This window comes from Collinsella sp. AM17-1 (assembly GCF_003470665.1).
GTDB lineage: Bacteria > Actinomycetota > Coriobacteriia > Coriobacteriales > Coriobacteriaceae > Collinsella.
On sequence record NZ_QRJZ01000009.1, the window covers coordinates 1 to 21377 of the forward strand.

Annotated in this window: 15 protein-coding genes, 1 tRNA gene and 1 rRNA gene; all 17 read right to left on the reverse strand. The window is 57.9% G+C overall.

Translation table 11 applies throughout. The features are described from left to right. Positions 1 to 11 precede the first annotated feature (11 nt). Positions 12 to 1517 (reverse strand): 16S ribosomal RNA (locus DW195_RS05635). A gap of 534 nt (positions 1518 to 2051) precedes the next feature. Then, entirely contained in the window at positions 2052 to 2411 is a 360-nt protein-coding gene (gene rplT, locus DW195_RS05640) for a 50S ribosomal protein L20 (protein WP_022094123.1), read from the reverse strand. A 46-nt stretch (positions 2412 to 2457) separates the two neighbouring features. After that, positions 2458 to 2649, reverse strand: coding sequence for a 50S ribosomal protein L35 (rpmI, locus tag DW195_RS05645; RefSeq protein ID WP_006234422.1), 192 nt, complete (start codon positions 2647 to 2649; stop codon positions 2458 to 2460). A gap of 32 nt (positions 2650 to 2681) precedes the next feature. Further along, complete coding sequence (gene infC, locus DW195_RS05650) at positions 2682 to 3251, reverse strand: translation initiation factor IF-3 (RefSeq protein ID WP_089573296.1); 570 nt, start codon at positions 3249 to 3251, stop codon at positions 2682 to 2684. Between the two features lie 431 nt (positions 3252 to 3682). Further along, positions 3683 to 3769 (reverse strand) — tRNA-Leu (locus DW195_RS05655). A gap of 39 nt (positions 3770 to 3808) precedes the next feature. Continuing rightward, complete coding sequence (locus tag DW195_RS05660; RefSeq protein WP_118206101.1) at positions 3809 to 5242, reverse strand: transglutaminase-like domain-containing protein; 1434 nt, start codon at positions 5240 to 5242, stop codon at positions 3809 to 3811. 351 nt (positions 5243 to 5593) lie between these two features. After that, on the reverse strand, positions 5594 to 6460 hold the full coding sequence (gene fba, locus DW195_RS05665; RefSeq protein WP_035137086.1) for a class II fructose-1,6-bisphosphate aldolase: 867 nt from the start codon (positions 6458 to 6460) through the stop codon (positions 5594 to 5596). Positions 6461 to 6645: 185 nt separating this feature from the next. Beyond that, entirely contained in the window at positions 6646 to 7566 is a 921-nt protein-coding gene (locus tag DW195_RS05670) for an AEC family transporter (RefSeq protein WP_118206102.1), read from the reverse strand. Further along, the gene (locus DW195_RS05675) at positions 7566 to 8999 is read right to left on the reverse strand and encodes a glycoside hydrolase family 1 protein (protein ID WP_118206103.1); all 1434 of its coding nucleotides are present in this window, start codon (positions 8997 to 8999) and stop codon (positions 7566 to 7568) included. The genes DW195_RS05670 and DW195_RS05675 overlap by 1 nt, the downstream gene beginning before the upstream one ends. Before the next feature lie 66 nt (positions 9000 to 9065). Continuing rightward, positions 9066 to 10529: a glycoside hydrolase family 1 protein gene (locus tag DW195_RS05680; RefSeq protein WP_118206104.1), complete on the reverse strand. Its 1464-nt coding sequence runs from the start codon at positions 10527 to 10529 to the stop codon at positions 9066 to 9068. Between the two features lie 99 nt (positions 10530 to 10628). Beyond that, entirely contained in the window at positions 10629 to 11939 is a 1311-nt protein-coding gene (locus DW195_RS05685; RefSeq protein WP_118206105.1) for a PTS sugar transporter subunit IIC, read from the reverse strand. Between the two features lie 96 nt (positions 11940 to 12035). Further along, complete coding sequence (locus tag DW195_RS05690) at positions 12036 to 12344, reverse strand: PTS sugar transporter subunit IIB (RefSeq protein ID WP_117655170.1); 309 nt, start codon at positions 12342 to 12344, stop codon at positions 12036 to 12038. A gap of 63 nt (positions 12345 to 12407) precedes the next feature. Then, complete coding sequence (locus DW195_RS05695; protein WP_118206106.1) at positions 12408 to 12728, reverse strand: PTS lactose/cellobiose transporter subunit IIA; 321 nt, start codon at positions 12726 to 12728, stop codon at positions 12408 to 12410. Positions 12729 to 12740: 12 nt separating this feature from the next. Beyond that, positions 12741 to 14669: a BglG family transcription antiterminator gene (locus DW195_RS05700; RefSeq protein ID WP_158567904.1), complete on the reverse strand. Its 1929-nt coding sequence runs from the start codon at positions 14667 to 14669 to the stop codon at positions 12741 to 12743. Between the two features lie 121 nt (positions 14670 to 14790). After that, complete coding sequence (locus tag DW195_RS05705; RefSeq protein WP_118206108.1) at positions 14791 to 15471, reverse strand: MBL fold metallo-hydrolase; 681 nt, start codon at positions 15469 to 15471, stop codon at positions 14791 to 14793. 84 nt (positions 15472 to 15555) lie between these two features. Continuing rightward, positions 15556 to 17916, reverse strand: a complete 2361-nt coding sequence (locus DW195_RS05710) for a bifunctional (p)ppGpp synthetase/guanosine-3',5'-bis(diphosphate) 3'-pyrophosphohydrolase (RefSeq protein ID WP_118206109.1) — start codon at positions 17914 to 17916, stop codon at positions 15556 to 15558. A 15-nt stretch (positions 17917 to 17931) separates the two neighbouring features. After that, entirely contained in the window at positions 17932 to 21219 is a 3288-nt protein-coding gene (gene recJ, locus DW195_RS05715; protein WP_118206110.1) for a single-stranded-DNA-specific exonuclease RecJ, read from the reverse strand. Positions 21220 to 21377 lie beyond the last annotated feature (158 nt).

The window sequence follows — 21377 nt, forward strand, 5'->3', positions numbered from 1 at the left end:
TATCTCCCTAGAAAGGAGGTGATCCAGCCGCACCTTCCGGTACGGCTACCTTGTTACGACTTCACCCCCCTCACCCTCCACACCTTCGGCGCCTCCCCCCTCGCGGTTGGGCCGGCGACTTCGGGTGCAGACGACTCGGGTGGTGTGACGGGCGGTGTGTACAAGGCCCGGGAACGCATTCACCGCGGCATGCTGATCCGCGATTACTAGCAACTCCGACTTCATGGGGGCGGGTTGCAGCCCCCAATCCGAACTGGGGCCGGCTTTCCGGGATCCGCTCCCCCTCGCGGGGTGGCATCCCTCTGTACCGGCCATTGTAGCACGTGTGCAGCCCAGGGCATAAGGGGCATGATGACTTGACGTCGTCCCCGCCCTCCTCCGCCTTGACGGCGGCGGTCCCGCGTGGGTTCCCGGCATCACCCGATGGCAACACGCGGCGGGGGTTGCGCTCGTTGCGGGACTTAACCCAACATCTCACGACACGAGCTGACGACAGCCATGCACCACCTGTATGGGCTCCTCTCGGCCACGGGGTCTCCCCCGCTTCACCCATATGTCAAGCCCTGGTAAGGTTCTTCGCGTTGCTTCGAATTAAGCCACATGCTCCGCTGCTTGTGCGGGCCCCCGTCAATTCCTTTGAGTTTTAGCCTTGCGGCCGTACTCCCCAGGCGGGACGCTTAATGCGTTGGCTGCGGCACGGGGGGATCGTCCCCCCACACCTAGCGTCCATCGTTTACGGCTGGGACTACCAGGGTATCTAATCCTGTTCGCTCCCCCAGCTTTCGCGCCTCAGCGTCGGTCTCGGCCCAGAGGGCCGCCTTCGCCACCGGTGTTCCACCCGATATCTGCGCATTCCACCGCTACACCGGGTGTTCCACCCTCCCCTACCGGACCCAAGCCGCGGAGGTTCCGGGGGCTTCGGGGGGTTGAGCCCCCCGCTTCGACCCCCGGCCTGCCGGGCCGCCTACGCGCGCTTTACGCCCAATGAATCCGGATAACGCTCGCCCCCTACGTATTACCGCGGCTGCTGGCACGTAGTTAGCCGGGGCTTCTTCTGCAGGTACAGTCTTGACTCTTCCCTGCTGAAAGCGGTTTACGACCCGAAGGCCTCCGTCCCGCACGCGGCGTCGCTGCGTCAGGGTTCCCCCCATTGCGCAAGATTCCCCACTGCTGCCTCCCGTAGGAGTCTGGGCCGTGTCTCAGTCCCAATCTGGCCGGTCGGTCTCTCAACCCGGCTACCCGTTGTCGGCACGGTGGGCCGTCACCCCGCCGTCTACCTGATGGGCCGCGGAGCCATCCCCTCCCGTCGGGGCTTTAGCCGGGGTGCCATGCGGCACCCCGGGGTATCCGGTATTACCCGTCCTTTCGGGCGGCTATCCCGGGGGAGGGGGCAGGTTCTCCACGTGTTACTCAGCCGTTCGCCACTCGCTTCTATCCGAAGATAGGTGCCGTTCGACTTGCATGTGTTAGGCGCGCCGCCAGCGTTCATCCTGAGCCAGGATCGAACTCTCCGTCCAAAATATTCTGGGCTTCGAGCCCGTCCGGTCCTCACAACTATTAGCTGATCGGTTCCGTTCGATTCATATGGTTTTAGTATAGGAAAAGGAATTTCTCGGGGCCGCCTCTCGGCGGCCTTGCGAAAAACAAATCCAAGTTAGACCATTTCAAATGGTTCGATGTCTGCCCGGATGCGACACTGAATGTGTCCATCCTCGCAGTATCCGGTTCTCAAGGTGCACGCTGTGCGGCTGATCCGGTCCGACCGGGCCGCGCGGCAAGGAGATATATTGCCAGACCGCGAAGCCTTGTGGGACGTCAATTCCGCTCTTCACAAGTCCTACACAACATATCGCTTTCTATAGGTAATAGAAAGACTGGCGCGGATCTTCCGCACATATCAGATGATGACCCTTTGGTTCAGGAATATATAGAGATCGGTCACCTGTAAGTGTTTATCTACCCGCGCTTTTAGCAATGTAAACCGCACTTCAGATAAAAAGAGGGAGCGCCGCGCACAACGCGACACTCCCCTAGCGATTCAACAGAATCTATTAGGCCTCGAGAGCCTTCTTGGCAATGGCAGCCAGCTCGTTGAAGGACTCGATGTCCTCGTAAGCCATCTGAGCCAGGACCTTGCGGTCGAGCTCGATGCCGGCAACCTTCAGGCCGTGCATGAACTGAGAGTAAGAGATGTCGTTCAGGCGAGCAGCAGCGTTGATACGGGTGATCCAGAGAGAACGGATCTCGCGCTTCTTGTTGCGGCGATCACGATACTGATACTGCAGGGAGTGCTGGACCTGCTCTTTAGCATGCTTGTAAGTACGCGAAGCGGCACCGTAGTAACCCTTCGCACGGTGCATAACGGTACGGCGCTTCTTCTTGGCGGCAACAGCGCGCTTAATACGTGCCATGTTCTATCAACTCCTAGACGGTAAAACGAAAAACGGGAACGCGAACTTAGGCGAGACGCGACTTGATGACCTTGCGGTCGGCAGCGGCGATCTCGGTCTCCTGACGGAAGCCACGCTTACGCTTGGTGGACTTCTTGCTCAGGATGTGGCTCTTGAAAGCCTTGGCGCGCATAAGCTTGCCGGTACCAGTCTTGCGGAAACGCTTCTTGGTGCCGCTGTGGGACTTCATCTTAGGCATGAAATACTCCTTAATCGGTTACAGAACACTAGTTACTTGCTATCGCTTGCCGCTTTATCCTCATCGAAGGCGCCCTTAATCGGGGCGAGCAGCATAAGCATGTTACGGCCTTCCATCTTAGGCTTGGACTCGACCGTAGCGTAAGGCTTGAGATCCTCGGCGAGACGCTCGAGAACGTTAAGGCCCTGCTCCGGGTGAGCCATCTCACGGCCGCGGAACATGATGGTGATCTTAACGCGTGCGCCCTTCTTGAGGAAACGCAGAACGTGGCCCTTCTTGGTCTCGTAGTCGCCAACGTCGATCTTGGGTCGGAACTTCATTTCCTTGACCTCGACCTTGGACTGGTTCTTACGAGCAGCCTTGGCCTTCATGGCCTGCTGGTACTTGAACTTACCGTAGTCCATGACCTTGCAGACCGGCGGCTCCGCGTTGGGAGCGATCTCGACCAGGTCGAGACCCTGATCGTCGGCGACGCGCTGGGCATCGCGGATGGCGAACAGGCCGAGCTGAGAGCCATCGACGCCAATCAAACGACACGAAGATGCAGTGATCTCGTCGTTGATGCGGGTGTCATCAGACTTAGCTATTTTCCCTACCTCCATTCATAAAAAAATAACCCGGCGCTTCTCAGCAACCAGGTCGTACACATAGACTTCCTCGATTTGAGGAAGGGAATCTAAGTTGTATGACCAGTCAGCTGCTCATTGGCGCCAAAAGGTGGGAACCCTCAGGTTCCTCTTTAGGGCATTGCGGGAACAACGCCTTGCGAATAATAACACGTACAGCGCGTTATCACATTACGTACACGAAAAAGGGACCTTGACCCCCTTGAACACTCGCTTGCATGTATGGTGCTCGAGACGAGACTCGAAGGGCCTTCGCTTCGCGAAGCCCCGGGCTTCGGGCGCGTGGCGCCCTCGCCACGCTCCGCTACAAACAGGCCACAGGCCTGTTTGCTTAACGCTTCGCGCGCTCACGCGAGTTCGGCACGAAAAAGGGGGCCGCAACCCCCTTGAACGCTCGCTTGCATGAATGGTGCCCGAGGCGAGACTCGAACTCGCACGTTGTTGCCAACGGTGGATTTTGAGTCCACTGCGTCTGCCAATTCCGCCACTCGGGCACGCAATGCGTGAGTTAGTTTATCACAGCTTTCTACCGATTAGTCCGAAAATGGAACTTCGAGCATTTCGATGAGTTCGACCGTGCGGAGCATCTCGCGCCAACGGCATCCGCGACCGTCGACCGAAGCCTCACCCATCTGGTTATCGTAAGGGTCCTCGCGCATGCCGTCGAAAGAGGGCTCAAACTCTGCCTGGAATCGATTGTTGGCCACCATACGCCACGGGTCGAGATTGCCAAAGTAGTGACGGCGGCGCCACTCCTCCCCCATCCTGCGAGCAGAAGATCCAAATGACACGTCGGCGTTGAGCCAACCGGTCTGCGGCGTATAGAACTCTGCCCAGTCGTGCGACCCCACCGAATCGGGCGCAACATACAGGCCGCTCTGCCAACGGGCAGGCACGCCCGCGATACGGCACATGGTGATAAACGTGAGCGCCATAACGCCGCAATCGCCGCGGAGCGAATGCGCGCAGTCATCGGCAATAGATCCCAAAAGCAAGTACGGCGGCTGATAGCGATAGTCGATATGCTGCGTCAGGTAATCATAGATAGCACGGGCGCGATCGAGCGGATCCTCGAGTCCGTCAACAACACTGGCCGTCAGCTGCTGCAGATACGGCGTAAATGCAATGTGCGGACGGTCCTCGGAAATATCCTCGGGCAGAGGCGCGTCCATACGCGGGTGAACCGGAAGTGTGCCACCGTAGACATCACAATAAGCAGCATCGATGTGATAACGATAGGTCACCGAAAATAAGTGCTCGCTCGAGGAAGACCACGAGGCGTTACGCGCCGAAGCATTCGCGGGAGCAACAGCGCCCTCCGGCGTCATGTCGAGAATCTCGACCCGAGACTGCTGACGGCAGGCAGCCGCGACGGGAAGCCAAGCGCAAACGGTCTCCCCTTCCAGAGCGCCGGGGACAGACACGGACGCTTTAAGCGTAATGACGCGAGCCAATCCGTTTTGCGACTCCATCTCCTTGAGCATCTCGTTGCGCAGTGCTACTCCGTCCGTAGAATCGGGCCGCATGCCGGGAACCTCTTTGGGATATACGCGAAGCGAATCGAGGAAGTTGTCGAGAACGAACAGTTCGCCATCGATAAAGCGCCAGTCAATACGCTTACGATTAATCAGGTCATCAAACTGCTCTTCGGTAAACTCTGGCCACTCCTCGCGAATCATCGCAATAGCCTGATCGCGCGACACCGAAAAATGAAGCGGCGTCTCGAGCATGCGATACCGCTCGGCACGAACACAAGCAGCCAGCGAAGGCTCGGGGTTCTGCTCCAAAAGGCGATCGCAGGCAGCAACAGCCTGCGTCAAATACCCCGCATCCTTAAGACGAAGAATCTCGGGCGGTAGCCCAATATCGAGATGGCGAAAATCATCACAGCAGACATCAACAGAGCAACCAACAGGACCTTCGTCAATAACCTTCCCATCCGAAGGCAGCACATTAATAACAGCCATACCAAAACTCCAAGTCACTAGAACGCTTGAAGCCCATTGTAGCGAGATAAAAAGAAAGCCCCAACAAGGGAGCCATCAACACCGCTGAACGGTAACCATATAACTAAAATCAGACCAGTAACCCTGTAGCAAGTTAACAAAGGAGGCCCCGTTTCCCCGGAGCTGTTTCCGTCGCGCGACTTCTGGCAAAGCCAGTAGCCATCTTAATTCAGACTCGTAACCCTGCGGCGTTAAACGAAGGAAGCCCCGTCCCCCGGAGCTGTTTTCTTGGCGCGACTTCTGGCAAAGCCAGGTGAGCGCAAAGGAAACAGTGTAGGGGGACGGGGCTTCCGGCGGGAAGTTTAGCGACGCTTACGCCTTGTTGACGGAGCCAAACTCCTCCATGAGCTCCTTGGTGCGGGCAACGATGTTGTCGCGACCAGGCTTGAGGAGCTTGCGGGGGTCAAAGCCCTTGCCCTGCTGATCCTTGCCAGCCTCGATGTACTCGCGAACGCCCTTGGCGAAGACGAGCTGAAGGTCGGTGTTGACGTTGATCTTGGAGATACCCAGGGAGATGGCCTTCTTGATCTGATCCTCGGGGATGCCAGTGCCACCGTGCAGGACGAGGGGCAGGTCGCCGGTCTGGGCCTTAATCTCGCCCAGACGCTCGAAGGAAAGGCCAGCCCAGTCGGCAGGGTACACGCCGTGGATGTTGCCGATACCGCAGGCGAGGAAGTCGACGCCCAGGTCAGCGATCTGCTTGCACTCAGCAGGATCAGCGAGCTCGCCGCTGGAGGTCACGCCGTCCTCGGTGCCGCCGATGCCGCCGACCTCGGCCTCGATGGACATGCCCTTGGAGTGGGCAAGCTCAACGAGCTCCTTGGTGCGGTCGAGGTTAAGCTGGAAGGTCTCCTCGTGAGAGCCGTCATACATGATGGACGTGAAGCCGGCCTCGATGCACTTGAAGCAGTCCTCGTAAGAACCGTGATCGAGGTGAAGGGCGACGGGAACGGTAACGCCCGTGGCCTCGACGGCAGCCTTGACCATGTCGGCGCAGACCTTGAAACCGCCCATCCACTTAGCGGCACCAGCGGTGCACTGAAGGATCAGCGGAGACTTGGCCTCCTCGGCGGCCTGGAGAATAGCCAGGGTCCACTCGAGGTTGTTGGTGTTGAAGGCACCAAGACCGTACTTGCCGGCCTCGGCCTTCTTGAGCATGTCTGCTGCGTTGACGAGCATAAAAGAACCTCCTGTAAGGTTGTTCCGATAACGCCTGTGATTTTACCACGGCACACCCAAGCATATACGTTCGTTTGTTCATGAATATGGGTACTTTAGCGAGTTTTTATACCGTTTGCCGCCCCAGAACGGCCGTTAACGAGTTTAGGGGTTGACGTAATTGTCAACCCCTAACTACCAACTGGCTATACGATCACCAAAGACGCGAGTTCAAGCATGATGGGCATGGTGATGAGCGACAGAATCGTCGATAGCGTCACCAAGCCGATTCCAAACTTATAGTTGCCACCGTATTTCTCGGACAAGATGGCCGCGAACGATGCGACAGGCGCACCGAGAGCGATGAGCATCGTGAGGCGGATCTTGGCATCAATCCACGGGAAGAGCGCCAATATGCCGACAACGATCGCCGGGATGATGACGAGTCGCACCAAGCTGACGAGATAGGCCTTTTTGCTCGTAAGGACAGCACGCATATCGCTCTGTGCCAAATAGGCTCCAAGCACAAGCATCACAAGGCCCGTATTGAGCGCACCCAGGTCATCGAGAATCGTCGCCATCAACGCAGGCGGATGGATTGAAAAGAATAAGCAAACAAGACCAATCAAGATCATGATGAGATTGGGGTTAGTAATGCAGTTCTTAAACGACATCTGGCTCTTATCGCCCGAAACCAACCATACACCATACGTCCAAATGAAAAACGTGAGGCATGAGACTCCGATGGAGAGGTAGAAGACGTATTCGGACCCGAACACGCCCATAACAATGGGAACCCCGATAAAGCCGCTGTTGGAGAAGATGGCGCCGTAACGGGCGACGCCATCCTCCTTTTTAAAGAACAGACGCGTGAGTGGAATCGAAATGAGCGTGACCACAACGGTAAGCACGAAGCAAAATCCCGCGTCGCGGATCATGTTGGGGTCGAAGTCGACCATAAGAGTTCTCAGCGTAATGCAGGGATACGCCACATAGATGACCACATTGGCCATCTGGCTCGTGCCCTTACGGTCGATAATCTTCATGCGGAAGAGAGCATAGCCGATCGCCATCAGGATAAACATGATGACGATCTGGTTGATAAGCGCGGCAACCGCTCCTCCCATTACAGCTCCTCGCCGTTGGTCTCGATAACCTTCTTGTACCAGTAGAAGCTCTTTTTACGCGAGCGCCCCATAGTGCCGGTGCCGTCATCGTGCTTATCGACGTAAACAAACCCGTAGCGCTTGGCCATCTCTCCATCGGCATTGCTCACCAGGTCGATGCAGCCCCAAGGTGTGTAGCCCCAGACCTCAACACCATCCTTGATGGCCTCGGCCATGGCCTTGATGTGATCGCGCAGGTACTCGATACGGTAATCGTCGTCGATGGATCCATCCGGGTTGACCTCATCGCAGCAGCCGAGGCCGTTCTCAACCACCATAATGGGGATTTGATAGCGCTCGTACACCTGGTTGAGCATGATACGCAGACCCATAGGGTCGATTGGCCACTCCCATGCAGTCTCCTTGAGGTAAGGATTCTTGGCGCCCCCGAAAAGGTTACCGCTCGTCTCCTCAGCAGGGTCAGTGCTTGCGCACTGGCTCTGGTAGTAACTGTGCGTATAGAAATCGACTGTACCTTCTTTGAGAACCTTACGGTCCTCGTCGGTGATATCGAGCGTCACGCCTTCCTCATCCCAGATACGCTGGGCAAAGTAGGGGTACTCGCCGCGCACTTGGACATCGGAACAGTAATAGTTGCGATATTGGTTGCGCTCGCGGGCGAGCTCGACGTCGGCAGGGTTGGGCGTGAGCGGATAGGCCAGCATGTAGGCGATCATACAACCCATCTTGTTGTCGGGGTCGATCTCATGCCCCGCCTTGACCGCAAGAGCGCTTGCCACAAACTGATGGTGCAGCGCCTGCAAACGCTTCTGCGGGTTGTCTTTCTGATGGCGCAGGTCAAAGGAGCCCGGATTCAGAATGCCGAGACTCATATAGTTGCCAAGGGACATCATGCCGCAATTGATCTCGTTGAACGTGAGCCAGTAGCGGCACTTGCCCTTGAAATGCTCCATGACGGTCTTGGCATACTTCACGTAGCAGTCAATAGCCTCGCGCGAAGCCCAGCCATCGACTTTCTGGCACATGGCAAAAGGCATCTCATAATGACTCAGCGTTACGAGCGGTTCGATGCCGTACTTATGGCACTCGTCCATCACGCGATCGTAAAACGCAAGACCGGCCTCGTTGGGCTCATCTTCGAATCCCGTTGGGAAGATGCGAGGCCAGTTCATCGAGAAACGAAAGACCTTGAATCCCATCTCGGTGAGCAAGGCGATGTCCTCTTTGTAGTGATGGTAGAAATCGACACCATCGTGACAGGGATAGAGCTTGTTGGGGTCGAGCTCGGGCGTGATCTCGCGCGGGTGGTGATGGTTGCCGTTAGTGGCCATATCCATGCAACTCGGACCCTTGCCGTCTACGTCCCAGGCTCCCTCGAACTGATTGGCGGCAGTCGCGCCGCCCCAAAGAAAGTCTTTAGGAAAAACACCCATGGTCGTCCTCTTTTCTATAAGAAACGGGCCGCCATCGCGACGGCCCTCACACTTGTTGAACGAAAGCTAGTCGAGGTCAGCACCGTTGGTGGCAATAACCTTCTGATACCAATCGAAGCTCTTCTTCTTAGAGCGTGCATAGGTACCGTTGCCCTCATTGTCGAGGTCGACATAGATAAAGCCGTACCGTTTGTCCATTTCGCACGTCGACATCGAAACCAAATCGATGCATCCCCACGGGGTATAGCCCATCACGTCGACGCCCTCCTCGATAGCGACGCCGATGGCCTTGATATGCTCACGGAAGTAATCAATGCGATAGTCATCGTCAATCGTGCCGTCTTCGTTGACTTTGTCGTAGGCGCCAAGGCCGTTCTCGACGATAAAAAGCGGCTTATGGTAGCGGTCCTGCATATCGATCAACGCGTAGGTGAGACCATCGGGGTCGACCTGCCAGCCCCAGTCAGAAATGGGCAGGAAGGGGTTCTTGACGCCGGTAGCAAGGTTTCCGCCAACCTTCTCGCGCTTGTCCGCATCGATAGAGTCAACCATCGACATGTAATAAGAGAAGGAGACGAAATCGACCGGATACTGCTTGAGAATAGCCTCGTCACCCATGCCGAACTCGACGTGGATGCCCTTGCGCTTCCAATAGTTGAGCACATGCTGCGGATACTCGCCGAGTACCTGGACATCGCTATAGAAGTAGTTATCGCGGTTGTCCTTCTGCGCGAGCAGCATGTTTTTGGGATTACAGTTCTCTGGATAGGTGAGGGTGCGCGTGACCATGCAGCCCATCTGAGCACTGGGAACCATCTCGTGCAGCATCTTGGTGGCAAGGGCGCTCGCTACAAACTGATTGTGCACACACTGGTAGATAAGCTCCTCGCGCTTATCCTCGGGATAGCGCTCAGTGCAAACGCCAATCGTGGTCCAGGGGTGACGGAACACAGAGTCGATCTCGTTGAACGTGAGCCAATAGGTCACGTACTTGCCGAACTCACGGAAGCAAACTTCGCAGAAGCGCAAGAAGAAGTCGATGACCTCGCGCTTGCCCCAACCGTCGTAGTAGTTTGCCAAATAGAGCGGCATCTCGTAGTGATGAAGCGTCACAAGTGGCTCAATGCCCGCATCTTTCATGGTACGGAACAGATCGCGATAGTAGTCGATGCCGGCCTGGAGCGGCTCTTCCTCTGTACCCGTGGGGAACAGGCGAGTCCATTGGATGGATACGCGCAGCGTCTTGAAGCCCATCTCCTGGAAAAGCGCAATGTCCTCCTTGTAGCGATGGAAGAAGTCGATGCCGTGACGCTTGGGATACATATGGGTATCGGTCGAAGCCTCGGCCTCCTTGATCTGCCCATCGGTGATCCCGTGCAACGCCGCGTAGTCCTTTTTGTCGACCTTGGGCTTATAAGTGGTGCAATCTGCGACCGAAAGGCCTTTGCCATCCACATCCCAAGCTCCCTCGCACTGGTTGGCAGCGGTGGCGCCGCCCCACAAAAAGCCTTCGGGGAACACGTAGCTCATGGTTATCTCCTTAGGTAGAAATAGAGGGCCGCAGCGCTCCCGTGCACCGCGCCCCTCGAAGTTACAGGCAGTTTATCGAATAATCAATACGCAGAGCCATTAGGCCTCGGCAGCCTCTTCCAGCTTCTTCTTGGCCAGCTTGCTGTTGGCGATAACGAAGGGAATCCAGATGAGCACGCCGACGACAAGCTCGACGACCTGGACTACAACACCCTGCCAACCATGGCCAACAAAGGCATTGAGCAGGATGGGCACACCAAAGGGAACGTCAACGGTGTTGCAGGGAAGGAAGCCGATAGAGGTGGCGAACATGGCGATGGCGACGCAGATACCGGAACCAAAGGCAAACGGAATCGCGTAAATCGGGTTAAGAACCAGCGGGATACCGAAGACGACGGGCTCGGAGATGCCGCAGATGCCAGGCAGGAAGCCGAGCTTAGCGATAGCCTTTTCCTCATCGCGCTTGGAGCACAGGAAAATAGCAATGATGAGGCAGAGGGTCATACCAGCGCCACCGGGGGCGACGAAGCAGTTCCAGAAGCCCATGGTGAACGGGGAATCGGGCATGGTGCCAGCGGCAAGGGCAGCGGTGTTGGCAGCGATTGCCGCATTGAACATGGGGTTGCGCACCGGGGAAACGATGAGACCACCATGGATACCGAGAACCCAGAAGAGCTGAGACACGACAACGATGATGATAACGCCAGCGGGAGTCTTGAAGGCCGCCTCGAGCGGAGCCTGCATAAGCCCGTAGATCCAGTCGTTGATGTAGGAGCCGGTAAGGGCCTGGAAGCCAAGGCCGAAGACGGCACTCACGACGAGGACGATAAAGACCGGAATCATAACGTTAAAAGACTGGGAGATACCAGAAGGAACCGAAGGAGGCATCTTGATCTTGATCTGGTCGATCGTAGAAAGCCAGCAGAAAAGCGAGCCGAACACAACGGCCGTAATCATGCCGACGAAAAGACCCTGGGCGCCCATCTGGGTGGTAAGCAGACCAGACACCGGAGCCTCGAGAGCCGTGCCGGCACCGTCGACCTTGATGGAGGCGCAAATCATGGAGATGTAGGCCGCCACGGAAACGAGCGCCGTCGGATACTCCGGAGCCTTCTTGGCACGGGCCAGGTAAAGGCCAATCAGGAAGGTGATGGGCACCGTCATGAAGGACATGGTGCAGTAGTTGATGGCGGAAAATGCCGGCTCAAGCCCCGCGAGCGCGGGCACCCATTGTGCAAGCCCCGTCGTGGTGGAAGAGACCAATGTCTTGAGCAGCGTGCCCATAGAGCCCACGATAACGAAGGGCATAAACGCGGTAAAGGCATCCTTAATTGCGGAGAGATATACGTTGTCGCCTACTTTTTCTGCGACAACCATCATCACATCTTCGAATTTCTCGGAGAAAGCCATATGATGTACCTGCTTTCGAAAGTTAATGACGTGCTTTCGGATGTAGACCGCTGTCGAGTGCTAATCGCACAGCGGCGATTTTGGGCTATTGAGCCCTTATGCCTTGGCGACCAGGTCCTCCGCCTGCTTGAGGACCTTGGCGCCATCGCAGCTGCCGTAGGCAACCGGATCGATTACGGCAACGGGAGCTTTGCCGTCAACGACTTTGGTGAGCTTGCGCTGAAGATGGCGGACCTGCGGGCCAAGCAGCAAAACGTCAAAGTTTCCGAGTTCCTCGGCAACCTGGCCTTGCTCGACGGCCCAAATCTTGTAATCATCCTTGCCCTGGGCCTTAGCGGCCTCCTCCATCTTGCTCACAACGAGCGAGGTGCTCATACCAGCGCAGCAAGCCAACATGATGTTCATAACGGACTCCTTTCAAAAGCGCTCATCTTGGGCGCTTGATTGACCAAACTCGGTATTTTGGGGCTACTTGCCCTTGTACTTGTCGCGATAAAGCTCGATGAAGCGCTCGGCAAAATCACTCGCCATGATGGCCATCGTCAGATGGTCCTCGGCATGGATCAAGATGATGTTGATATCGACCTCGTTGCCGTTTGCCTCGGCCTGAGTGAGCTCGAACTGCATCTTGTGGGCTGCGCTCATCTCGGACTGCGCCTCGGCGAGCTGCTTCTCGGCCTCTTCGAAATCGCCATCATGGGCAGCGTCGATCGCCATGAGCGCGGCGGACTTGGCGTTGCCCGCATGCAAAATGATCTGAAGGGCATTTTCATATTTGCTCTCGTCCATCGGTGTCTCCTTCTACTCGTTGTCGTCTGTTTTTCCATACATATTCAAAAGCTTGACGACGGTATCCCATCGCTGGTTGTCGACAAGCTCCTGGATAGCCTCTTTGCTGGTAAGCATCTTGGCCATACTGCGGTAGAAACGGTCAAGCTTCTTGTTCTTAGCCTTTGAAACCGATACGAGAAAGACCGCCCGTACCGCCTGCCCGTTCCATTCGACCGGCTCGCGCAGTAGTCCAACGCAAACAAACGTCTCGTCCGTCACGGCCTTGACCGAATGGGGCATGGCGACCTGATTGCCAAAACTCGTCTGCGCGAGTTCCTCGCGACGCATGACCAGCTGCTTAAACTCGTCAGGCACGTTACACATGGCAGCAACCTGCTCGCATAGAATTGAGATGACCTCGTTCTTGTCTGCAGCGACTATATCGGAGACAAATAGGTCAGCCGAAAAATAAGGTGCAAGATCACCGGTGACATTTGCACCGGCAAGAATCTCCCGAACATCGTGCATGTCGTCGGCATCGAGAAAGAAACTCACCTCGCGCACGGGCACCGGAAGCGCTCTATGCAGGGGCACCGTGGTAAATACGTAATCAATACCCGTCATATCGATACTGTCGATATGCGAGGCATCGCAAGTCAGGATCTTGTCCACGAGGGCACCAAACTCCTGGCGGTATCGGTACTCGAGAAGCTTGGCGCTTCCCTGTCCGCTTGCGCATACCACGAGGATATTTTTACGCGGGGCCTCGCTCTTCTGGCGCTCAAGCGCCAGGGCAAAGGCAAGTGCGATATAGCCGATCTCGTCGTCCGAAAGACAGCTACCGTAGTGCTCGGCAAGGATGACCGACGAATCGAGTGCCATCGAATACGCGAGCGCGAATCGCTCCTTGATATCGGCAAGCAGCGGGTTATCGATATGCATGCGATATTTGAGGCGCACGGCAAGCGGAACGATATGACGCGCGAGGTTCATGCGAAGCTCAAGATCGCCGCGAAAATCAAAGTGATAGGAATCCCAGATGCACTCGAGCATCTCGGTGACCACATCCCAAACTTCGTCGGAAATTACGAGACCTTCATCGGCACCATCAGGACCAGCATACAGAGACTGCTTTCCCGCAAGGTGAATGGCGATATAGGCAACTTCCTCCTCTGGGAGTCGAATGTCGAAAGCCTTCTCGATACCCAAAGCCACACACCCGGCCACCGCAAACTCGCGCGCTGTACGTAACTTCTCAATATGGTCGGCTTCGAGAGGGACGTAGCACTGCTCGCGGATTCGCCAAATGGCGACCGCGATATGAACCAGCAGGTTTTGATAGGCCGCTGAGTTGATTTGGAAGCCTTCCTCGGCAATGACTTCATTAACACAGGCGGCAATCGTGTCGAGGGTCACCTGGTTCTGAGAATCGCTCTCACGATGCTCTGCAAGCTTGTCGAGCGTAATGTTTGCCAGACAGAGACGGCGCGACATCTCCGAGCCGCTCACGCGAATCCCGTAATGAGGACGCCGCTCAAGTTTAAGATCGAACTTAGCAAGCTGCGCCTCGACGCGCTTAAGATCGCCTGAAATAGCGTTGCGGGATACATAGAGGATCTCCGAAAGATCGTCCAAAGTGATCCAGTCAACGCGACTCAACAGGTCGTTCAACAAGTAGTCAACACGCCCCTCGCTCGTAGAGGGAATTGGCTTGAGGCCTCCATTGGATGCATCATCCCTGATTGAGCGGTATGCGTCGTAATCGACGATCTTAAGGGAATAACCTCCACCGCGACGTTTATGGATATGAGCTTCAGGCTCGAGAGCAGCATTGAGCTTCTTAACGTAAGTGCGAATCGTGCGATCGCTCACGCCAAACTCTTCGCAAAGACGATCGGGCGAAACATCGGGATTGCCCTCGATATAGTCAAGTACTTTTTGAACCTGCGAATCTAACACCAACGTTCCACCTCCCCGCATCTATCCGACAATTAGAAAGATACAAGGTTTATGAAAGGCGTTCCACAATCTCGATTTCCCCAGAAGTCGGAAGTCTCTTGGGTGGAAACGGAAAAACCGATTAGCGCATAAACGGGTTGTGCTCAAGCTCTGTTTGCATGGTGGTTGAGGGCCCGTGGCCAACGAGGCAAGTCGTGTCGGCGGGGAGAAGCCGGGCGAGCTTGGAGAGTGAGCGCATGATCGCTGCCTCGTCTCCTCCAGAAAGATCGGTGCGGCCGTGACTGCCAGGGAACAGTGTGTCGCCCACGAAAGCGATATTTCCCTGCTCGGTGGCGGCGAATAGAACGATGCCGCCCGGCGTATGCCCTGGTGTCTCGATCACCTGCAGGCAGATATCGCCCACCTCAATCGTATCGCCCTCGGCGAGCAGGCGTGTCGGCTCCCCGGGGTCGGGCGTCTCAATGCCCCACATAGCTCGCTGTTCCTCGATGTTCGCATGCGGCACCGCCACATCCTTAGCGCACAGCTCATACCAGCAGCCCTCGCCAACGGTGGTTCGCACGCCGGCAACACCGCCAACATGATCGGCATGCCCATGAGTGCATACGGCGCCAAGCACGCGTACGCCGGGATGCTCGTCTCGAATATGCTCCACCAAGCGCTCGCCTTCCCATGCGGGGTCGATAATCACGCACTCATTGTTCGAAATAACAGCATAGCTATTGGTCTGAATGGGACCGTTTACGAGCGTCTCGATCTCGACCGATCCCTTGGGAGTTAAATCCAAGGACACCGTTCTCATGTCCTTCTCCTCTCTATAGAACTCGAGGCATCAAACGATGCCTCGAGTGTAGCGAATATCGATAATGTGGCTCATTCGTCGCGACTAAACGCGGCGCTTAAGCTGGGCTCCACCCTCGCCGGGCATCAGGCGGCGCGCGTCGTAGACCGAGTCGACGCTGCTGATAGAGGCCAGCAGCGGATCCAGACCGCTCGCGTCCGAGATCTCGACCATGAAGCGCAGGGTTGCAATACCCTCGCGATTGGTCGACGTGGCGGCCGAAAGGATATTGCCGCCCGCATCGCCAATGGCGATGGTGACATCCTTGAGCAGGCCCATGCGGTCCAGGCACTCGACCACGATCTCGACCTGGAAGAGGGTGTCGGCAGCGCCGTCCCACTCCACTTCGATCATGCGCTCGGGATGCTCCATAAGACCCTTGACGTTGGGGCAGTTGGCGCGATGCACCGAAACGCCACGACCGCGCGTGATGAAGCCGACGATATCGTCGCCCGTCACCGGATTGCAGCAATGAGCCAGACGGACCAGCAGACCGCTGCTGCTCTCGCCCTTGACGATAATGCCGTTGCTGGCACTCTTGTCGCGCTTTTGCGGCTTGCGGTTGGAGCCGCGAGCAGGCTGCTTGACGACCTCGGCAATGGCTTCGGTCTTGGTGAGCTGCTCCTCAGGCTTGGGGTCCAAGATTTGCTCGACCTTGTTACCCACAGCGCGCGGGGCAACCTTGCCGGCGCCGACGGCGGCAAACAGGTCCTCGAGCTGCTTGTAGTTAAACTGCTCCGCCACGGCGTTGAGCGCACGCGTGGATCGCGGCGTAGAGATGCCATATCCGCGCTTGCGCAGGTCCTTGGCCAGTATATCGCGGCCGGCAGCAGCGTCATCGTCTTTGGTCGCGGCGGCAAAATAGCGGCGGATCTTTGACTTGGCGGAAGGTGTCTTAACGATCTTAAGCCAATCACGCGACGGCTTGGAACTCTTGTTGGTCAGGATCTCGACACGGTCGCCCGTCTTGATCTCGTGCGTGAGCGGGGCCACCGCACCGTTGATCTTAGCGCCGACGCAGTGGTTGCCCACCTCGGTGTGAACGGCGTAGGCAAAGTCGAGCGGCGTGGAGCCGGCACGAAGTGCCATGACCTCGCCCTTGGGCGTAAAGACAAAGATCTCTTGATCGAAGAGGTCGACCTTCAGCGAGTGCAGGTATTCCTTGGCATCGGTGATCTCATCAGACGCAGCCCAATCGAGCGAATGTTTGAGCCAGTTAATCTGATCGTCCAGACGCTGCGCATCGTTGGTCTTGGAGGCAGACGATCCGCCCGACTTCTTATAGAGCCAGTGGGCGGCAATGCCGTACTCGGCCTGCTCATGCATCTCGTAGGTTCGAATCTGAATCTCGAGCGGACGAGCCGTGGGGCCGATAACCGTCGTGTGGAGCGACTGGTAGTTATTGACCTTGGGCATGGCGATATAGTCTTTAAAGCGACCGGGCATGGGGTGCCATAGTGTGTGCACCGCGCCGAGCGTGGAGTAGCAATCGCGCACCGAATGCGTGATGACGCGCAGTGCCACCAGGTCGTAGATCTCGGAGAATTCCTTGCCCTTGCGCTTCATCTTTTGATAGATGGACCAATAGTGCTTGGAACGGCCGTTGATCTGGAAGCCTTCCAAGCCGATGCGGTTGAGCTCGTCGGTGAGCGTCTTGATGGTCTCGGCCAGATAGCGCTCGCGAACCTCGCGCGACTCGGCTACCATGCGCGCGATGCGCTGGTAGGCATCGGGCTCCAGGTAGAAGAAGGACAGGTCCTCGAGCTCCCACTTAATGGAGCTCATGCCCAGACGGTCGGCCAGGGGCGCATACACGTCCATGGTCTCGCGGGCCTTAAACAGGCGACGGTCCTCGCGAAGGGCCGCCAGCGTACGCATGTTATGCAGGCGGTCGGCAAGCTTGACGATGATAACGCGGATGTCCTTGGACATGGCGAGAAACATCTTGCGCAGTGTAAGCGCCTGCTTCTCGTCCATGCTATCGACTTCGATGTTGGTGAGCTTGGTCACGCCATCGACGAGCTCGGCCACCGTATCGCCAAACAGGCCGGAAACATCGGCAAGCGAGGTCTCGGTATCCTCAACGGTATCGTGAAGCAGCGCGGCGCACACCACGTCACAGTCCATCTTGAGATCGGCCAAAATGATAGCCACCTCGACGGGATGGTTGATGTACATCTCACCCGAGCGCCGCTTTTGGTTGCAGTGCTTCTCGGCAGCAAAGCAATAGGCCTGCTCCACCTTGGAGAAGTCGTCCTCATTCATATATTTGAGGCACAGGCGCTCCAGCTTGTCGTAGCTGTCCGCCATAATCTCGGGCGGCAGCTCATCGGCATGCTTATAGTGCTCCATCTCCGAAAACGGCTGGAGGGTGGAATCATGGGCGGTACGGGCTGCGGCATCCATCGAGGTCCCCTTCCCCTAGGCCCGTGGTACGATCGGGCGGTTAACTTTGGCTAGCATATCAGAAGCGCACGAATCGAGCGCCCAGCTCCGGAAAGCCGAGAACTCCATGCGCGAGCGCAAGCCCTCCAAATAGCGAATCGACCTGCTCAATTGCACGCGGCCGGGGTTTTCGGCCATCGCGATGCGACGGGTGTCGTCAAACCCCGAAACGCGGCAGAAACCAAGCTCTTCGAAGATGCCCAGGCCGCTTTCCACCGAGCGCTCGTCGACCGGCGTGCGGGCATCGATGGCAAGGCACATCTGAGCGATGTCGATATCGCTCGCGCTAAACGAGTCGTCTCCGGTCTTGCCGCGGTTGGAGCGCCACATGGTCTGCAGCGCGCGATAGAGCGTGACGAGCTCGTCGCGCTCGGGCGCATAGCAGTCGAGCAGGCGCTCGTTAATGCGGGCGTCACGCGACGAATAGAGCAGGTGAATCACGGCAGGTAGGCCGTCGCGACCGGCGCGTCCGCTCATCTGGTTGAACTCGATGGCGCCAAACGGCATGTGGTAGAGCACGACATGGCGGATATCGGGCAGGTTCACGCCCTCACCAAAGGCAGAGGTCGAAACGATGCAACTGAGGCTTCCGTCTCGAAACGCTTCCTCGACACGGCGACGATCGAAGCGCGCAAGACCCGCGTTGTAGAACGCGATGCGGGCCGCGCAATCGGGTACCCGCTTGCGCAGCGTCTTGGCAAGCGCCACGGACTGGTCGCGCGAGTTAACGTAGATGACGGTCTTCTCCCCCGTCGCCACGATGGACACCAGGCGGTTCTCGCGGCTCGCAAGGTCTCGGTCGTCCTCGAGCTGCAAGTTCTCGCGCACCGTCTCGTCGACCACCGTACGGGTAATCGGTAGCACGCGGGCGAGCTCGGCCACAACCGGAGCCGTCGCGGTGGCCGTCGCCGCCATAACGACCGGGTCGCCCAGGGCCTTGAGGATATCGGGCATGTCGAGATAGGCGCTGCGGTCGCCGCCCTTGGCAAGACCGGCATGATGCGCCTCATCGATAACGACAAAACCGATGCGCCCCGAACGCGCAAAGCGGTCGCGGTGAATGGACAAGAACTCGGGCGTCGTGAGCACGATGCCGGTGCGACCCGAAGCCAAGCCGGCAAACACGTCATCGCGCGCCGCCTCCACGGTCTCGCCGGTCAGCACGCCTACGCCAATGCCGAGCGCGGCCATCGTCGACGAGAGGTGATAGGCCTGGTCGGCAACGAGCGCACGCAGCGGATAGACAAAGATGCTCGCACGCCCACGAAGGACTGCCTCGCGCGCGGCATGCACATGGAAGATAAGAGACTTGCCGCGCCCCGTTCCCATAACGGCCAGAACGCTTTGGTGATCGGCCAGGGCATCGAGCGCCTCGACCTGCGCACGGTGCGGCTGGTTCGCTCCGATAAAACTGTGAATGAGAGAGCGTGTGAGCTCGGTATAGGAAAGCTGGGCGAGCGTTTGGCGCTTGCGGGACTCCAGACAAAGACCGGCGTCCGCAGGCTCCACGCCGCGGCGAAGCTCACATGCCGGGTCGTCAACGCTGGGCGCCGTGGTATCGCGGAGCAAGACATCCTTGATCATGAGCTTGGGCTTTACGCGACCTTGCCAATGCTCAGCCACGGCCTCGAACACCAAGTCGACGGCGCTATCGCAATTGATGAGCTTATCGATCTGCGGCACGCGGAACATAATGGCCGGCACACTCGCGGCGCCATCGGTCGCCACGAAGCGCATGTGCTCGCCGGTTTTGCCCACCACGGCGCGATCGCACATTGTCACGCCCTCGGCCGCCAACAGCGGCACCTTGTTGCCCTGGCCAAACGGCTCAAGACGGGAGATCTGCTCGATGGTCTCAATATTCAGCTCGGAGAGGTCGACGGTGGCGGCAACCTCGTCGGTGTCCTCAAAGTCCTCGGCGGGAAGCTCGGACAGCACGGCGGAAAGGCGACGACGGAACTCGTCGAGCTTAGACGCCTCGATGGTCACGCCCACCGCACCCGCATGCCCGCCGCGACGAATCAACAGGTCGGAACAGCGTTCTACGGCTTCGAACAGGTTGACCTTGCCCACCGAGCGACCCGAACCGCGCGCGATACCGCCCTCGATCGAGAACAGCAGCGCCGGCACGTGATAGCGGTTGGTCAGACGGCTTGCCACGATGCCCTTGACGCCCTCGTGCCAGCCTTCGCCGCCCACGACGATCGCGCGTCCGCCATCATAGGTCTCCTCGACCTTTGCCATGGCATCGCGCGTGAGCTCCGCCTCGATCTCGCGACGCTGGCGGTTGATTTCCTCGAGCTCAGCCGCCAGTGCGCTTGCCTCGATAGGATCGCGGGCAAGCAGCAGGTCAAGTGCCAGCTTGGGATCAGCCATGCGGCCAGCGGCGTTCAAGCGGGGAATGAGCGAAAATGACAGGCCATCGGCCGTAATGGTAGAAAGGTCGGCCTTGGCGAGTGCGGCAAGTGCGATGTAGCCGGGACGAGCCGTCACGCGCATCTGCTGGATGCCCTCGGCGACCAGCGCGCGGTTCTCGGGCGTGAGCGGCATCATGTCGGACACGGTGCCCAGCGCCGCGACCTCGATTAGCGAACGCCAATACGACGGCTTGCCCAGATGCTCACCCAGGACCTGCACCAACTTGAGCGCCACGCCGGCACCGGCAAGCTCGCGCGAGGGACCCTCGTCCTCGAGCTTTGGGTCGGTCAGAGGCACGCCCTGCGGCACCTGATCGGAGGGCTCGTGATGGTCCGTGACCACCAAATCAATCCCCAGGCTCTCCAGATAGGAGACCTCTTCCTTGGCGGCAATACCGTTATCGACGGTCACGATCAGGTTGGGTTGAGCGAGCTCGTTCACGCGGTCGAGCGCCGCACGCGACAGACCGTAGCCCTCGTCAAAGCGATGAGGAATAAACGGTGTGACATCGGCGCCAAACGTGCGCAGCGCCTCGGTCAACAGGCAGGTCGACGTAATACCGTCAACGTCAAAATCGCCAAAGACGGCGATGCGCTCGTGGTTGCGAATAGCACGCTCGACGCGGTCGGCAACGACCGCCATGCCCGGAATAACGAGCGGATCGGCCCAGTCGCGATCGAGCGAAGGCGTCAAAAACAGCTGGCCTTCCTCGATGGATGTAATGCCGTGCGCAACCATAATGCGCGCCACCAGCCCGGGTATGCCCAGGCCAGTCGAAAGCTCCTTTTCGAGCTCGGGGTTTTGCTGAGCAACCGCCCAGCGATGCGTCGTCTTAAGCGATGACATAGGCGCCCACCCCCGATAGGGGCAGGTCGCCGCGATACCTCTCACGGTTCATAGCGATGAGTCCTCTGTGTATGCCCGCTTCGGCAGGCAGATCTGTTGAACGAATTTATTATACCGTGCGGCGCGGACGCAAATCGCCGCAGCACGCCGCGGTTTCG

Excerpts from the sequence above, each read along its gene's own strand:
- rpmI (WP_006234422.1), bottom strand. The coding sequence starts at position 2,649 with ATGCCTAAGATGAAGTCCCACAGCGGCACCAAGAAGCGTTTCCGCAAG.
- DW195_RS05690 (WP_117655170.1), bottom strand. The coding sequence starts at position 12,344 with ATGAACATCATGTTGGCTTGCTGCGCTGGTATGAGCACCTCGCTCGTT.
- recJ (WP_118206110.1), bottom strand. The coding sequence starts at position 21,219 with ATGTCATCGCTTAAGACGACGCATCGCTGGGCGGTTGCTCAGCAAAAC.
- infC (WP_089573296.1), bottom strand. The coding sequence starts at position 3,251 with ATGGAGGTAGGGAAAATAGCTAAGTCTGATGACACCCGCATCAACGAC.
- DW195_RS05680 (WP_118206104.1), bottom strand. The coding sequence starts at position 10,529 with ATGAGCTACGTGTTCCCCGAAGGCTTTTTGTGGGGCGGCGCCACCGCT.
- DW195_RS05685 (WP_118206105.1), bottom strand. The coding sequence starts at position 11,939 with ATGGCTTTCTCCGAGAAATTCGAAGATGTGATGATGGTTGTCGCAGAA.
- DW195_RS05705 (WP_118206108.1), bottom strand. The coding sequence starts at position 15,471 with ATGAGAACGGTGTCCTTGGATTTAACTCCCAAGGGATCGGTCGAGATC.
- fba (WP_035137086.1), bottom strand. The coding sequence starts at position 6,460 with ATGCTCGTCAACGCAGCAGACATGCTCAAGAAGGCCGAGGCCGGCAAG.
- rplT (WP_022094123.1), bottom strand. The coding sequence starts at position 2,411 with ATGGCACGTATTAAGCGCGCTGTTGCCGCCAAGAAGAAGCGCCGTACC.
- DW195_RS05660 (WP_118206101.1), bottom strand. The coding sequence starts at position 5,242 with ATGGCTGTTATTAATGTGCTGCCTTCGGATGGGAAGGTTATTGACGAA.
- DW195_RS05710 (WP_118206109.1), bottom strand. The coding sequence starts at position 17,916 with ATGGATGCCGCAGCCCGTACCGCCCATGATTCCACCCTCCAGCCGTTT.
- DW195_RS05675 (WP_118206103.1), bottom strand. The coding sequence starts at position 8,999 with ATGGGTGTTTTTCCTAAAGACTTTCTTTGGGGCGGCGCGACTGCCGCC.
- DW195_RS05695 (WP_118206106.1), bottom strand. The coding sequence starts at position 12,728 with ATGGACGAGAGCAAATATGAAAATGCCCTTCAGATCATTTTGCATGCG.
- DW195_RS05670 (WP_118206102.1), bottom strand. The coding sequence starts at position 7,566 with ATGGGAGGAGCGGTTGCCGCGCTTATCAACCAGATCGTCATCATGTTT.